At 59.0% G+C, this 14,608-nt stretch carries 12 protein-coding genes; 8 read left to right on the forward strand and 4 right to left on the reverse strand.

Features of this window, described 5'->3' with window-relative positions:
* Window positions 1–52 precede the first annotated feature (52 nt).
* Together pdxT and pdxS are read right to left on the reverse strand one after the other, a co-directional pair.
* Window positions 53–640: a pyridoxal 5'-phosphate synthase glutaminase subunit PdxT gene (gene pdxT / locus I2G40_RS03980; protein WP_195544259.1), complete on the reverse strand. Its 588-nt coding sequence runs from the start codon at window positions 638–640 to the stop codon at window positions 53–55.
* A 20-nt stretch (window positions 641–660) separates the two neighbouring features.
* Window positions 661–1,551: a pyridoxal 5'-phosphate synthase lyase subunit PdxS gene (gene pdxS, locus I2G40_RS03985; protein WP_035137036.1), complete on the reverse strand. Its 891-nt coding sequence runs from the start codon at window positions 1,549–1,551 to the stop codon at window positions 661–663.
* Window positions 1,552–1,696: 145 nt separating this feature from the next.
* Between pdxS and pdxR the strand changes: the two genes are divergently transcribed.
* Window positions 1,697–3,133, forward strand: a complete 1,437-nt coding sequence (gene pdxR, locus I2G40_RS03990) for a MocR-like pyridoxine biosynthesis transcription factor PdxR (protein ID WP_195544260.1) — start codon at window positions 1,697–1,699, stop codon at window positions 3,131–3,133.
* 541 nt (window positions 3,134–3,674) lie between these two features.
* Window positions 3,675–4,556 (forward strand): hypothetical protein, encoded by an 882-nt coding sequence (locus I2G40_RS03995; RefSeq protein WP_195544261.1) that lies wholly within the window; start codon window positions 3,675–3,677, stop codon window positions 4,554–4,556.
* A 242-nt stretch (window positions 4,557–4,798) separates the two neighbouring features.
* Here I2G40_RS03995 and I2G40_RS04000 read toward each other — a convergent pair whose 3' ends face one another.
* Window positions 4,799–5,359: a ferritin family protein gene (locus tag I2G40_RS04000; RefSeq protein ID WP_022094328.1), complete on the reverse strand. Its 561-nt coding sequence runs from the start codon at window positions 5,357–5,359 to the stop codon at window positions 4,799–4,801.
* Window positions 5,360–5,615: 256 nt separating this feature from the next.
* Between I2G40_RS04000 and I2G40_RS04005 the strand changes: the two genes are divergently transcribed.
* The 6 genes from I2G40_RS04005 to I2G40_RS04030 all read left to right on the forward strand — a co-directional run bounded on the left by I2G40_RS04005 (window position 5,616) and on the right by I2G40_RS04030 (window position 11,685).
* Window positions 5,616–6,836 (forward strand): iron-containing alcohol dehydrogenase, encoded by a 1,221-nt coding sequence (locus tag I2G40_RS04005; protein WP_195544262.1) that lies wholly within the window; start codon window positions 5,616–5,618, stop codon window positions 6,834–6,836.
* A 9-nt stretch (window positions 6,837–6,845) separates the two neighbouring features.
* Complete coding sequence (locus tag I2G40_RS04010) at window positions 6,846–8,225, forward strand: aldehyde dehydrogenase (protein ID WP_138111901.1); 1,380 nt, start codon at window positions 6,846–6,848, stop codon at window positions 8,223–8,225.
* A 425-nt stretch (window positions 8,226–8,650) separates the two neighbouring features.
* Window positions 8,651–8,977 carry an HIRAN domain-containing protein gene (locus tag I2G40_RS04015; RefSeq protein WP_035137041.1) on the forward strand — a complete coding sequence of 109 codons (327 nt, stop codon included), beginning with the start codon at window positions 8,651–8,653 and terminating at the stop codon, window positions 8,975–8,977.
* Window positions 8,978–8,995: 18 nt separating this feature from the next.
* On the forward strand, window positions 8,996–9,175 hold the full coding sequence (locus tag I2G40_RS04020; RefSeq protein WP_195544263.1) for a hypothetical protein: 180 nt from the start codon (window positions 8,996–8,998) through the stop codon (window positions 9,173–9,175).
* Between the two features lie 66 nt (window positions 9,176–9,241).
* Window positions 9,242–9,787 (forward strand): metallophosphoesterase, encoded by a 546-nt coding sequence (locus I2G40_RS04025; protein ID WP_229090643.1) that lies wholly within the window; start codon window positions 9,242–9,244, stop codon window positions 9,785–9,787.
* Between the two features lie 140 nt (window positions 9,788–9,927).
* Complete coding sequence (locus I2G40_RS04030; protein WP_195544264.1) at window positions 9,928–11,685, forward strand: DUF2130 domain-containing protein; 1,758 nt, start codon at window positions 9,928–9,930, stop codon at window positions 11,683–11,685.
* A gap of 79 nt (window positions 11,686–11,764) precedes the next feature.
* Here I2G40_RS04030 and I2G40_RS04035 read toward each other — a convergent pair whose 3' ends face one another.
* Entirely contained in the window at window positions 11,765–14,446 is a 2,682-nt protein-coding gene (locus tag I2G40_RS04035; protein WP_195544265.1) for a DEAD/DEAH box helicase, read from the reverse strand.
* Window positions 14,447–14,608 lie beyond the last annotated feature (162 nt).

A 14,608-nucleotide genomic window follows, 5' to 3' on the forward strand; every position in this document is an offset into this window, starting at 1 on the left:
GCCTGCATCCAAGCTTATAGTGGGAGATTATCCACTCTCGTTTCTGTTCTGCCTACATTTGTAGGAACAGTTCGTGGAGGCGGGTGTCTTCGTCGAGTTCGGGGTGGAAGGTTACGCCGAGCTGGTTGCCCTGGCGCGCGGCGACGATACGGCCGTCGACTTTCGCTAAGGCCTTTGCGTCGCCGTGGACCTCGACGATGCGGGGCGCGCGGATAAACGTCAGCGGCACTTCACCGTCGATGCCAGCTACCTGCCCCTTGGTTCGAAAACTGCCGAGCTGCCTGCCGTAGGCATTGCGCTCAACGAGCACATCCATGGTTGCCAGGCGCGGCGTGCCCTTATCGTCATGGGCGGCAAGGTCGTGAGCCAGCAGAATCAGGCCGGCGCAGGTGCCCAGGACGGGCATGCCTTCAACAATGCGGGTGCGAAGCTCTTCGAGCATGCCCAACTCATCTAGCAGCTTCCCTTGAACGGTAGACTCGCCGCCGGGAAGTACCAGACGGTCAAAATCCTGCTTTAAATCAGCCGCCTGCCTCAGCTCAATACAGCGCGCGCCCAGCTCGGATAGTCTTGCCTCGTGCTCGGCAAATGCGCCTTGGACCGCCAGCACGGCGACCGTTTGGTCTGCATAATCGCTCATGTGCGATCCTTTCTGCTGGACTAGCGCCCGCGCTCTTCCATGATAATCTCGATCTCGTCGGCGTTGATGCCCACCATGGCCTCGCCCAGGTCCTCTGAAAGCTCGGCAATGAGCTTGGCATCGGTGAAGTTTGCCACGGCCTTGACGATGGCGGCTGCGCGCTTGGCGGGGTCGCCGCTCTTAAAGATGCCCGAGCCGACAAACACGCCTTCGGCGCCCAGCTGCATCATCAGCGCGGCGTCGGCGGGGGTCGCTACGCCGCCGGCGGCAAAGTTCACGACGGGAAGCTTACCCGTGGCATGGACCTCGCGCACCAGCTCGACCGGAACCTGCAGTTGCTTGGCTGCCTCAAAGAGCTCGTCGTTGCGCAGGGCAACAACGTCACGGATCTGCTTTTGGATCTTGCGCATGTGACGCACGGCCTGAACGACGTCGCCCGTACCCGGCTCACCCTTGGTGCGAATCATCGTGGCGCCTTCGGCAACACGGCGCAGCGCCTCGCCCAGATCACGGGCGCCGCAGACAAACGGCACGTCAAACTGGGTCTTGTCGATGTGATAGACGTCATCGGCAGGGGAGAGAACCTCGGACTCATCGATGTAGTCGATCTCGATGGCCTGCAGGACCTGCGCCTCGACGATGTGACCGATGCGGCACTTGGCCATGACGGGGATGGAGACGGCCTCCTGGATGCCCTTGATCATCTTGGGGTCGCTCATGCGCGAGACGCCGCCTGCGGCACGGATGTCGGCCGGGATGCGCTCGAGGGCCATGACGGCGCAGGCGCCTGCCTCCTCGGCGATGCGTGCCTGCTCGGGCGTGGTAACGTCCATGATGACGCCGCCCTTGAGCATCTGCGCGAGCTCGCGATTGAGTTTGACGCGGTCGGCCTTGCTGTTCTGTTCTGCCATGGTTGCTCCCTTGGTTGGCATGTGCATTGCTTGACGGAACATCCTATCGGGGAGCTGGGTATGACAAAATACTCAGTTTTCGAGATAATTACAAGGTCAGACTAATACCAGATTGAATGACTTAATAAGGTCAGGTGATAGGCTCATGCTTGACTACAATTTGGAAAAACGCGGCGAAGCATCGCTCTATGAGTATGTTTACCAGCAAATTCGAGATGATATCGTAGCTGGACGCATTGTGGCGGGGGAGCATTTGCCGTCTAAGCGCGCCTTTGCCAGTCATCTGGGAATCAGTGTTATTACCATCGAGAATGCATATAGCCAGTTACTCGCTGAGGGCTATATTTGCTCAATACCACGTCGTGGCTACTACGCTTGCGAGCTTCCGGATGCACCGGTTTTGGCTTCGGCTGCGGAGGGCATCGACCGAGATGCCGTCTCTGTGGGCCCCAGCGTGCATGATGTCAACGGACAGGTCGAGCGATTCGATGCGCTTTCTCCTTCTGCTTTGGAGGCGGCGCGGCTTTGGCGAAGCGCGCTACGGGCGACGCTGGCATCCGAAGACGAGCGCGAAATCTTTTCGCCCGCACCGGCGCAGGGCACTGCTCGGCTGCGACGCGCAATTGCTCACCATCTGCACGGGACAAGGGGTATGAATGTCGACCCCAACAACATCGTTATCGGTGCGGGCGCCCAGCTGCTCGATACCATGTTGGTTCAGTTGCTTGGCGCGGACAAGGTGTATGCGGTTGAGGATCCGGGCTATTTGCGTCTGACGCGTATCTATCAGGCTATGGGCTGCCAAGTTCGACATATCCCGTTGGATGATGAGGGCGTGGACTTGAGCACTCTGCAGAAAAGCGGGACCGATGTCCTTCACCTGATGCCGTCCCATCAGTATCCGACCGGCCTTGTGACGAGCATTGCGCGTCGCTATGCGCTTCTGAGCTGGGCCGCCGAGCGACCAGGTCGGTATCTCATCGAAGATGACTTTGATTGTGAGTTTCGCCTTGCTGGCAAGCCGATTCCTGCGCTCGCATCGATCGATGCCGCCCAGTCGGTTATTTACACCAACACGTTTTCGAAGAGCCTGTCATCGGCGTTGCGTCTAGCGTACATGGTGTTGCCCGATGAGCTAATGGAGCGGTTTAGGCGCAACCTTGGTTTTTACGCCTCGTCGGTTAGCTCTGTTGACCAGGTCGCTTTGGCTCGTTTGCTGGAATCGGGTGATTACGAGCGACATGTGAACCGCGTGCGCGTGCGCGCTCGCGAGGCGCGCGATGGCCTGGCGGCGCTTGTGCGGAAGGCGTTTCCGGCAGGGGAAGTCTCGATCGAGCATGCAGACGCGGGCCTTTACTGTATCGTGGTTGCGGAGCGTGGAACGGGCGGAAGCACTTTTGCACGGGCCCTCACGCGCTCGAGCATCCCTTTTATCGATATTGGTGACTGTTTTTGGTGTGCCGATGGCGCATCTGTCCCTGAAAACTCAACTCAAATTCTTGTTCAGTATGACGATCTGAGTCCAAAAGTGCTAACTAGCTTGGAATTGCAGCTAATGGGGGGCACTCTGCAACCTAAGTGAGTAGACTTTTAGCACTTTGGCGACCAGGCAGTTTTGTAACAAGCTATCTACCTGCGGTTTTGAAAAGCAGGATGACCGGCCTGCTCGGGATGTTCAAAAAAGTCTACTCACTTGCCGCGCAAAGCTCCTGCATGAGAAAAAATGGGGTTTTCAACAGGGCTTCGTCCAGCTCTCGGCAAGCTTTTGGCCAGTTGGGGAGTGCTGTTGAAAACTTGGCAGTCCGTTCGGCGCCATTTTTGGTGCGTTCGCGCCAATACGTGACTGACTGGGTTGAAATTCGTGTTTTCCTGTGCCTATGAAGGATCTACTTTGTGACATATCGGCTTTTAGGTACTGGCGTTTGCCTCCTCAAGTCCGCGCTTTGTGTCCGCCGCTTCCACGGCCGGAAGAAGACCGGCAGCGATATGACCTTGCCCGTAACCCGACGGCTGCGGTTGTGCTCGGCTTTCCGTTGTATACATTGGTCCGGACGAGAAACAAGCGGACTTGTCCTGCCAGTATCAGGCAGCGGCTGTTTCTTGGTGAGCTCCCCAGGGAATCCGTGCTGGAAACGGAGCATGGGTTTTTGGTTACATCTCCTCTACTGACGACATTCATCATGTCGCGGCATCTGACGGATCTTCAGCTTCTTTTGGTATTGGCGGAGATGTGTGGCTTGTTTGCGGTGTGTGCCCTGCCGGCGGCACTTGAGGCGGAGCTTTCGCGTGCAATTGATTCGGGCGCGATTTCGACAACGTTCGGTTGGGTGCGCTGCCCGTCCGAGGACGGCATCGCCTCAAATTTATGGCGTCGAGACGCTTTGGTTTTGGGCGGAGACCTTGACCGTTTTTGTTCAGATGTTTGCGGGATGCGTTACGGCAATAGATTTATGGCGGTATCGCAACTCGTTCCATTGGGTGCCGCGTCGCCTTTTGAGGTCGAGGCGTTTTTGTTGCTTGGACTGCCGCGAGCCCTGGGAGGCGAAGGGTTTTGCGGCATAGAGCTCAATGTCGAAGTGACGTTAAGCACAAGTGCTCGAGCGATTGTGGGAAAGTCCCGTGTATATATCGACCTACTTCTTTCTTCGCCGGACGGTAGGCGACAGGTGGCCATTGAATGTCAGGGAAAGGCCTCGCACGGACGCGCAGGGGATGGCTTGCGTGACGCTGACCGCATGACGGCCCTTCAGGCCATGGGCTACGATGTGCTTCTCCTTACACACAGACAGATATCGGATGAGGATAGATTCCGCGCGATCGTTAAGGCCGTATGCAGGATGCTCGATGCTGAATATCGTGATAAAAGCTCGGATGAGCAAAGGGCTGAGGCATTACTCCGGTCTGAACTATTCATTGACTGGACAAAATTGGGAGTAATCGACGGAAAGATGCCCGCTAGACACAAAATGGCTCGATCGTGGACGGCTGCGGTTCTAAGTGAGTAGACTTTTGGCACTTTGGCGACCAAGCCGTTTTGCAACAAGTCATTTACCTGCGGCTTTATAAAGCAATATGGATGGCGTGCTCGGCAAGTTCCAAAAAGTCTACTCACTTAGTTTTTGACGAGAAGCCGATGCCGAAGGCGGTCCTATTTCAGGGCGTTAACAAGTTCATGAGGCACGAAAAAGGCCCGAACCAATACGGTCCGGGCCTCATCGAGCTTGAGGTTATGTCTCAGGCGGTTGGCTTAGCCAAAGTAGCGCTTGAGCAGGCCGGCGAAAGCCTTGCCGTGGCGGGCCTCGTCGCGAGCCATCTCGTGCACGGTGTCGTGGATGGCATCGAGGCCAGCGGCCTTGGCGCGCTTGGCAAGATCGGTCTTGCCGGCGGTGGCGCCGTTCTCAGCCTCAACGCGCATCTCGAGGTTCTTCTTGGTGGAGTCGGTCACGACCTCGCCCAGGAGCTCAGCGAACTTGGCGGCATGCTCGGCCTCCTCGTGGGCAGCCTTCTCCCAGTACAGGCCGATCTCGGGATAGCCCTCGCGATGAGCGACGCGAGCCATGGCCAGGTACATACCGACCTCGGAGCACTCGCCCTCAAAGTTGGCGCGCAGGTCGGCAACGATGTCCTCGGAGACGCCCTCCATCTTGGCGACGCCCACGACGTGCTCGGCAGCCCACTCGAGCTGACCCTCCTCCTGCTTCAGGAAACGAGAACCGGGAACGCCGCACTGGGGGCACTTGAAGTCCTCGGGCAGTTGGTCGCCGTCGAACTCTTCCACATAACCGCAAACGGGGCAAACAAACTTCATGATTCGATCCTTTCGATCGATGGCGATTGTGCGCTCGTCCGGTCCCGTAAGGGCCCTCTCCGGACGTGCGTCTTGACGAGTTCTATTATCCATAAATGCAACCAAATGTGAAGCCTATTAGGAATGATTTTTAATAAAACAATTTCGAGCTATAAAGATGTTGATTGATTAACGATTGGCAGGCCGTCTTTGACCGCCGCTGAGTACAATCGGGCGAGCAAATGTTGACCTATCAACAAATGAAGGAGTTTCCTTTATGCATCTAGCCCGTCGTGCCTGGTGCCGAACATATCAGACGGTTTTTCGCATTGCATTGCCGATCCTGCCCTATACCGAGCCGCGCATTTTAGAGCATGCCGAGGATGTGCCCGCGGTGCTTCAAAAGCGCTCGATCCAGAAGGTCCTTATCGTGACGGATCCCGGCATTGCCCGTCTGGGGCTCACGGCACCGCTCGAGACGGCGCTCGCATCCAGGGGGATTGGCGTTACGGTCTATGCCGAAACGCGTGCAAACCCCACGGTTTCAAACGTGGAAGAAGCGGCGTCCCTGTATCGAGAGAGCGCCTGCCAGGCCATTATCGGCTTTGGCGGTGGCTCGGCCATGGACTGTGCCAAGGGCGTGGGCGCACGCATTGCGCAGCCAAACAAGCCCATCAACAAGATGCGCGGCCTGCTGCGGATTCATCGTCGCCTGCCGCTGCTCATCGCCGTTCCCACTACCGCCGGTACGGGAAGCGAAGTCACGCTTGCGGCGGTAATTACCGATGACGGGACGCACTACAAATACCCCATTAACGACTTTGTGCTCATCCCGCGTTTTGCAGTCCACGACCCCGAGTTTACGTGCGGCTTGCCCGCTTCCATTACGGGGCAGACGGGCATGGACGCCCTGACGCATGCCGTTGAGGCCTTTATCGGGCGAAGCACCACGCCCTATACGCGCAAGATGGCGCGACAGGCGGTGCAGCTTATCCACGACAATTTGCTCGAGGCCTATGAGCATGGTGACGACATGCGCGCTCGTCGCAATATGCTTTCGGCGGCGTATAAGGCGGGCGTTGCGTTTACCCGCTCCTATGTCGGATATGTGCATGCCATCGCGCACAGTCTGGGCGGCCGATACGGAATTCCGCACGGTTTGGCCAACGCGATCATCCTGCCGCACATGCTTCGCGCTTATGGTGACGCCGCCGCCCCCAAGCTTGCCGATCTTGCTCGCATGGCGGGCATTGCGCCGGCTACCGCGCAGGATAGTCTTGCGGCCGAGGCCTTTTTCGATTGGGTCGACCGCATGAACGAGATCCTGGGAATCCCCAAATATGTCTCGGGCATTCGCCGCTCCGACATTCCCGAGATGGCGGCGCATGCCGATGCCGAGGCCAATCCGCTGTACCCCGTTCCGCTTTTGATGGACCGCGTGGAGCTCGAGCGTATGTACGAGGTCGTCGCGGGTGGTATGTTTGAGGACGAGAACTAGGAGGGTGCCATGAACACCGAGGAAATTGCGCGCATCGTCGGCGATCAGCGCACTTACTTTAAAACGCACGCTACGTTTGATGTTGATGCCCGACGTCGCGCGCTCGTGAGTTTACGCGATGCGGTACGGGCGCACGAGGCCGATATTGCCCATGCACTCAAGACCGATTTGGGAAAGTCGCATGACGAGGCATATATGTGCGAGATCGGCACGTCGCTTTCCGAGATTCGTCATCAGATCGCTCACGTGGCTCGATGGAGTCGTCCGCGCCTGCGTCCGTGTGACCTTGCCAACGCCGTGAGCGCGTGCAAAACGCAAGCCGTGCCCTATGGCGTCACGCTCATCATGGCTCCGTGGAACTACCCGTTTTTGCTAACACTCGAGCCGCTCGCCGGCGCCCTTGCCGCGGGCAATACCGTGGTCATCAAGCCGAGTGCCTATGCTCCGGCATCGAGCGCGGTGCTCAAGCAAATCTGTGAAGAGGCATTTGATCCGCGCCTGGTGACGGTTGTCGAGGGCGGGCGCGCCGAGAACGAAGCGTTGCTCGATGAGTGCTGGGACAAGATCTTCTTTACCGGTAGCGTTCCGGTCGGCAAGCTCGTCATGGAGCGCGCGAGTAAAAACCTCACGCCCGTGACGCTTGAGCTGGGCGGCAAGAGCCCCTGCATCGTGGATGCGACGGCAAACTTGAAGGTTGCGGCGCGGCGTATCGCCTTTGGTAAATGGCTCAACGTGGGGCAGACCTGCGTGGCGCCCGACTACCTGCTGGTCGATGCGCGCGTGCACGACGAGCTGCTGGACCTCATCAGGGAAGAGGCCCGCCGTATGTTTGGCGAGCATCCGCTCGATAACGAGGACTACGGGCATATCGTCAACGCCAAGCATTTTGCGCGCGTGCGCGGGCTGATCGATCCCGATAAGGTCGTGCTGGGAGGCACGGCGCGCGAGTCGTCGCTCAAGATTGAGCCGACGATCCTAGACGGCGTGACCCCCGATGACGCCGTGATGCAGGAGGAGATCTTCGGTCCCATCTTGCCGGTGCTGACGTTTGAGAGCCTAGACGAGGCCGAGACGTTTATTACGGATCGTCCGACGCCGCTGGCCCTGTATATCTTTAGCCAGGACCGTTCGGTTCAGCAACGCTTTGTGCGCTACGTGCCCTTTGGCGGCGGCTGTGTCAACGACACGATCATGCACTTGGCTACGAGCCATATGGGCTTTGGCGGCATGGGCGCGAGCGGTATGGGGCAGTACCATGGACGCGAGAGCTTCGATACGTTTAGCCACAAGAAGAGCATCGTGAACAAGGCAACTTGGCTGGACGTGCCGTTTCGGTATGCGCCCTACGCAAGCTGGAAGCACAAGTTCGTGCGCATGTTTGTGCATTAGAAAAGGGCGCAGGTAATACGAACAAGTGTTCCTATTACCTGCATTTTGCGTTAGACTACTGTTATGGAGCACGGATGGGCCAACTCCCTTTAGAAGGGATTTGGTATGAACGTAAGCGATGTTATTTCGTTATTGGCGTTGTTGATTGCGGCTATCGAACTCGGTCTGTTTATCGGCCGAATGAAATAGCCGCCCCCGCGTAAGCGAAGACGGCCACTTCTCACGATGAAAACGTGTATCGGAGTTGGCAAGACCCGCGGCAACGGGTGCCATCCGTGTTCCTATCTTATCTGCAAGCGTTCTGTCGCGCAAGCGTTGAGGCAAACGATTGAAGGACGCAGACAGGATGTATTTGTGTCCGCGCGGGACCGTAGACTTCTCAATAAGGTTACACACCGGTTTATCCGGCCGTTAGAGGAGCTGCTATGTACGAGCCTTCACGTGTTCTTCTGTCATTTCACATTGCAGGATTTCAGTATGCCGATGGCGCCTTGGTCCTGGGCGATCTTAAAGCGGGCGATAAGCTGACGCTGTGTGCCGAGCGCGATAATCCCCATGACCCCGAGGCAGTTGCGATCTACTATGGCAAGACCAAACTTGGCTACGTTCCGGGAAACGAGGTCGGCCCGCTGTCCTTGATGATGTATTACGGCCACGAGGACGTATTTGAGGCCCGCGTGCAACAGGTTGCCCCCGAGCGCAGCCCGTGGCACCAGGTGCGCGTTGGCCTCTATGTGGTGGATGCCCGCTAGTCGGCAATGGAGGCGGCCATGTTTGATGACGACGACCAGTTCGATCTGACAGACGATCCGTTTGAGTGGGATCTGCTACTCGACGACGATGAGTTGGAGCAGGATCGTAAGAAACGGCAGGACAAGAAAACTCAGAGTGACGCTTCGAAAAAGCAAGACAAACGCCGCCGCGGACTGTTCGGCGGGCTCTTTGGATAACCGCCGCATCGCTGCGTCTGTATACTTAGCACGAGTTGAACACGTTGCGAAATGAGGACACAGACGATGATGTGGTTTACCGCCGACTTGCACCTGGGCGATACGAATATCTTGCACGACATGGACCGGCCGTTTGGCTCGGTCGAGGAGATGAACCGCAAGGTCATCGATGCCATCAATGAGTGCGTGGCTGCGGACGACCGCCTCTATATTCTGGGTGACTTTACCTATCGTTTGCCCCTGGCGGAGGCGGTGCGCCTGCGCGAGCGTATCGAATGCCAGAACGTGACGCTCATCCGCGGTAACCATGACGGCGACTGGGAAGATTCCGACGTACCGCGGATTTGGGAAGACGTGCGCGATTACCTGGAGATTGCTCCCGGCTATGCCAAGGGCCATCGTCTGGTTATGAGCCACTACCCCATGCTCAGCTGGAACGGCAAGGCACGTGGCGCCATTATGCTGCATGGGCATATCCACAGCAGAGGTGACCGCGCCAACGCACGCAACCGCGATCGCGAGCGCCCTATCTTTCGCTACGATGTCGGTCTCGATGCCAACGAGTACAAGCCCGTAAGCCGCGATCAGATTCTTAGCTTCTTTGGGTTATAGGGCGCCAGAGCCACCACAAAGGGGACAGGCACCTTTGTGGTGGCTCTGGCGCCGTTGCCATTATGGCGGCGGCGCCTTTTTTGTCCGCGCGGCGCGGTAGAGTGTAGCCGGTTGATATTTGCGTCCATCGAGGAGCTGCTATGAACGAGATCAAGTGCCCGCATTGCGGCGTAGTTTTTAAGGTCGATGCATCCGGCTATGCGGATATCGTCAAGCAGGTGCGCGATGCCGAGTTCTCGCGCGACCTGGATGAGCGTGTGAAGGCAGTCCAGCGTGAGGGTGAGCAGGCGCTGGAGCTTGAGCGCTCGCGTTCGACGGCTGCCTTGCAACAGGCAGAGTCTCAGCGCAATGCCCAGCTTGTCGAGCAGAAGAACACTGCGGATCAGAAACTGGCGCAAGAGGTTGCCAAGCGCGATGCTGAGCTTGCCGAGCTGCGCGCTAAGCTCGAGGGCGCTGCCGCAGAGCGCGAGAGTGCAAGCCAGCGCGCGGCGGTTGAGGCCCGTGCCGACGCTCAAAAGGAGAATGCCGAGCTTCAGCGCGAGATCGACAATTTGCGTGCGCAGCTGGGGCGCAAGGATGACGAAGCCAAGCTTGTCGAGTCGGCGGCGCGCAATGCCGCTCAAAACGATTTGGCCGCACGCGATGCGCAGATTGCCGAATTGCAGGCAAAGCTCTCCGCGGCGGACAAGGCCCAGGAGATGGCGCTCGCCGCAGCCGCGGCCGAGTCGCAGCGTGAGCTCGATGCCGCTCGCAGCGAGGCCGAGCGCGCGCTTACTGACTATCGCGCGAAGGTGCAAGAGAAGTTTTCCGCCGCAAAGGCTCAGTCCGAGCAAGAGGCCGAGGGGCTGCGTGCCCAGTTGCGCGAGCAGGAACTGATGGCAAAAATGAACCTGTCAGAGGCGGTCGCCGCGGCGGAGCGAGAGCGCGATGAGGCACGTGCCAAGCTGACGAGCGAGCTGGCGGTGCGCGATTCTCGCGAGGAGCAAGCCAAGGCGGCACACGAGCTGGAGCTTGCGCAGGCCAAGCGCGCGAGCGATGACCTGATTCGCTACAAGGATGAAGAGATTGAGCGCCTTAAGGACATGAAGGTCCGTCTGTCCACCAAGATGGTGGGCGAGTCGCTCGAGCAGCACTGCGAGACCGAGTTCAACCGTCTGCGCATGACGGCGTTTCCCAACGCGTACTTCGAGAAAGATAACGATGCGTCCGAGGGTACCAAGGGCGACTTTATCTTCCGCGAGCGCGACGCGAGCGGTAACGAGGTCATTTCGATTATGTTCGAGATGAAAAACGAGAACGACGAGACCGCGACCAAGCATAAAAACGAGGACTTCTTTAAGAAACTCGATCACGATCGTCGCCAGAAAGGCTGTGAGTATGCGGTGCTCTGCACGCTGCTCGAGCCCGAGAGCGAGCTCTATAACGCAGGGATAGTCGACGTGAGCTATCGCTACGAGAAGATGTACGTGATCCGTCCGCAGTTTTTCATTCCCATGATCACGCTCCTTCGCAACGCTGCCATGGGTTCGTTGCGCTATAAGCAGGAGCTGGCGGAGTACAAACAGCAGAATATCGACGTCACGAACTTCGAAGCCAAGATGGAGAAGTTCAAGAACGATTTCGGCCGCAACTACGAGATCGCGAGCCGCAAGTTCCAAACGGCAATCGATGAGATCGACAAGACGATTAGCCATCTGCAGAAAACCAAGGAGGCGTTGCTGTCCTCCGAGAACAATCTGCGCCTAGCCAACAAGAAGGCCGACGATCTTACCATTCGCAAGCTCACGTGGGGCAACAAGACCATGAAGGCGGCGTTTGACGAGGCGCGTGGGGCTGCGTCAGAGACAAACGATGAGCCGGCCGAGGCGGATTCGTATGAGGTCGAGGATGCCGAGTAAGGCATAACGTATAGTGCAAAAGCGGGGCCGCTAGCGATGTTGCCAGCGGCCCCGCTTCGTTTCGTTCCAGTATGTTCGGCTAGTCCTCGAGCAAGTTCTCGATAAAGCCCACGCGGTAGTTTTTGAAAATGACCTCGCCACCGTCTTGTGTGGCGTCCAGATCGACATCGCCCATAATGCCAAAGTCGTGGTCGCCATCCTCGTCGGCAAAGATCTGGTGCACGTGCCATACGTGCGCGGTCTTCTCGTCGGACTCGTCGATGGAAAACATCGCGGCGCTGCGAGCATCTCCGTCGGTGAGGATTTCCTCGTGCTGCTCGTGGTAAGCGTCGAGTGCTTTTTGCCAGCGGATCTCGCTCATGCCCCAGTCGTCGTCGAGTTCGCCCAGGTCGCGAACGTGCTCGCGGGCGGCAAGGGTCACGCGGCGGAAGAGCGCGTTGCGCACCAATAGCGTGCAGCCGCGACGGTCCGCCACGACCTCGTCGATGCCCTGCGGCGGCGCAGCATCGAGGGCTGCCGGGTTGCCGGCGTTCTCCCACTCGTCCACCAGGCTCGAGTCCACCGAGCGCACCACAAAGCCCAGCCACGAGATAATGTCGCGCAGGCGCTCGTCGCGCTTCTCGATGGGCACGGTGCGGTCGAGCGAACGATAGGCCTCTGCTAGGTAGCGCAGCAAAATGCCCTCGGAGCGGGCGATGCCGAGCTTTTGAATGTAGCCCTTAAAATCGCTCGCGCTTTCCAGCATATCGCGCAGGACGCTCTTGGGCGAGAGCTGGTAGTCGTTTGCCCAGGGCACTTCCTGGCAGTACTTGTCAAAGGCGGCGTCGAGCAAATCCTCGAGCGGCTTTTCGTACGTGACGTCCTGAATGCGCTCCAAGCGCTCCTCATACTCGACGCCGTCAGCCTTCATTTCGGCCATCGCGCGGTCGCGCGCGGCGCGCTCCTGTGCGCGCAGCACCTGCTTGGGATCCTCGAGCGTTGCCTCGACCATCGAGATCAGATCCATGGTATAGGTCTCGCTCTCGGGGTCGAGCAGCTCCAACGCGGCAAGCAAGAACGGCGAGAGCGGCTGATCGAGTGCGAAGTCCTCGGGCAGATCGACCGTCAGCGCGTAGTCGATGTCCGGCGCGGCGTCAGCCGGAGCGTCGGGCGCGGGCGGCACCTCGGTGCGAACGACGACGCCGGAATCGATGAGTGTGGCGAAGATTTCGTCGGCGCGAACCTCGAGCTTGGCCTTTTCCTCGGGAGTCTGCAGGCTCGTCTCGATGAGGTCGTGTACGCGGGCTCGGGCATCGCCGCCCTGCTCGACCACGCTAATCACCATGGAGTGTGTGATGCGCAGGCGCGGCTTGAGCGTTTCGGGCTGCGTCTCGATCAGGCGCTCAAAGGTCTGCTTGTTCCAGGTGACAAAGCCCTCGGGGGCCTTCTTCTTTTTAATCTTGCGGAGCTTCTTGGGGTCGTCGCCCGCCTTGGCCATGAGCTTGGCGTTCTCGATCTCGTGCTCCGGGGCCTCGGCGATGACCATGCCCTCGGTATCGAAGCCCGAACGGCCGGCGCGGCCGGCTATCTGATGGAACTCGCGGGCGCGCAGGCGACGCATCTTGTAGCCGTCGAACTTGGTGAGCGCAGTGAGAACCACGGTGTGGATGGGCACGTTGATACCGACGCCGAGTGTGTCGGTGCCGCAAATGACGGGCAGTAGGCCCTGCTGCGCCAGGCGTTCGACCAGGAGGCGATAGCGCGGCAGCATACCGGCGTGGTGCACGCCGACGCCGCATCCAAGCAGGCGTTTGAGAATCTTACCAAAGGCCGTCGAGAAGCTCGTTCCCTTTGCCGCTTCTTTGATGGCCTCGCGCTGCTCCTTGCTGGCGATGCCAAAATTGGCGAGCGACTGTGCCGTCGCAAGGGCGGCATCCTGGCTAAAGTGCACGATATAGAGCGGGGCCTCGCCGCGGCGCATGGCGAGCTCGACCGTGCCCTCGAGGGAGGTCGTCACATAGTCGTAGCTCAACGGAACAGGACGAGGGGCGTCGACAACCAAGTCGCAAGCAGCGCCGGTGTGTTCCTCGAGTGAGGCGGCGATGGCGGTGACATCGCCGAGCGTGGCGCTCATGAGCATAAATTGCGTGTGGGGCAGGGTGAGCAGCGGTACCTGCCAGGCCCAGCCGCGGTCGGGGTCGGCAAAGTAGTGGAACTCGTCCATGGCCACGCAGCCCACGTCGGCGTCCTCGCCTTCGCGCAGCGCATCGTTGGCAAGGATTTCGGCCGTGCAGCAGATGACGGGCGCCTTGGTATTGATATGCGTATCGCCGGTGATCATGCCGACGTTATCGCGGCCGAGTACCTGTACCAGGTCGAAGAACTTTTCGCTGACCAGGGCCTTGATGGGGGCCGTGTAGTAGCAGCGCTTGCCCTGTGCCATGCCCATAAAGAGCATGCCCAGCGCGACGAGCGATTTACCCGATCCGGTCGGTGTTCCCAAAATGACGTGGTCGCCGGCAGCCAGGTCCATGAGGGCCTCTTCTTGGTGATCCCACAGCTCAATGCCGCGATCGCTCGTCCATTCAAAGAAGCGTTCGAAGGCTTGGTCGGGCGTGAGCCACGGTTCGGGCTCACTGCCGTCCTCGGGCTCCCACCAGGTGGGGGAGAGCGCGCCGAGCGAGCCAAACTCGGCTTCGGTTCCCGTGCCGCCCGAGAATGAGCTGGCGGCGCCGGCGCCGGAAACGGTGCTGGCGGCGGTATCTGTCGTGGTCTGTGCCATGTGGTTGCTTTCTCTCGCGTTTGTCCGCCAACTATTATGGCGTAGCGGCGCATCGATGCGTTTGCAGGCAAGAAAATGCAGGAAATGGGCGTTCTGCCCGGCCGTTTGGTGCAGTTGCCAGCTAAGTGAGTAGACTTTTTGCGATGTCGCGAGCACATGGAT

The organism is Collinsella aerofaciens (assembly GCF_015558785.1).
Classification (GTDB): Bacteria; Actinomycetota; Coriobacteriia; order Coriobacteriales; family Coriobacteriaceae; genus Collinsella; species Collinsella aerofaciens_P.

What these genes read in the sequence shown, in the direction of transcription:
- I2G40_RS04035 (WP_195544265.1), bottom strand. Translation starts at nt 14,446, where the DNA reads ATGGCACAGACCACGACAGATACCGCCGCCAGCACCGTTTCCGGCGCC.
- I2G40_RS04030 (WP_195544264.1), top strand. Translation starts at nt 9,928, where the DNA reads ATGAACGAGATCAAGTGCCCGCATTGCGGCGTAGTTTTTAAGGTCGAT.
- I2G40_RS04025 (WP_229090643.1), top strand. Translation starts at nt 9,242, where the DNA reads ATGATGTGGTTTACCGCCGACTTGCACCTGGGCGATACGAATATCTTG.
- I2G40_RS04010 (WP_138111901.1), top strand. Translation starts at nt 6,846, where the DNA reads ATGAACACCGAGGAAATTGCGCGCATCGTCGGCGATCAGCGCACTTAC.
- I2G40_RS04000 (WP_022094328.1), bottom strand. Translation starts at nt 5,359, where the DNA reads ATGAAGTTTGTTTGCCCCGTTTGCGGTTATGTGGAAGAGTTCGACGGC.
- pdxR (WP_195544260.1), top strand. Translation starts at nt 1,697, where the DNA reads ATGCTTGACTACAATTTGGAAAAACGCGGCGAAGCATCGCTCTATGAG.
- I2G40_RS04005 (WP_195544262.1), top strand. Translation starts at nt 5,616, where the DNA reads ATGCATCTAGCCCGTCGTGCCTGGTGCCGAACATATCAGACGGTTTTT.
- pdxT (WP_195544259.1), bottom strand. Translation starts at nt 640, where the DNA reads ATGAGCGATTATGCAGACCAAACGGTCGCCGTGCTGGCGGTCCAAGGC.
- pdxS (WP_035137036.1), bottom strand. Translation starts at nt 1,551, where the DNA reads ATGGCAGAACAGAACAGCAAGGCCGACCGCGTCAAACTCAATCGCGAG.
- I2G40_RS04015 (WP_035137041.1), top strand. Translation starts at nt 8,651, where the DNA reads ATGTACGAGCCTTCACGTGTTCTTCTGTCATTTCACATTGCAGGATTT.
- I2G40_RS04020 (WP_195544263.1), top strand. Translation starts at nt 8,996, where the DNA reads ATGTTTGATGACGACGACCAGTTCGATCTGACAGACGATCCGTTTGAG.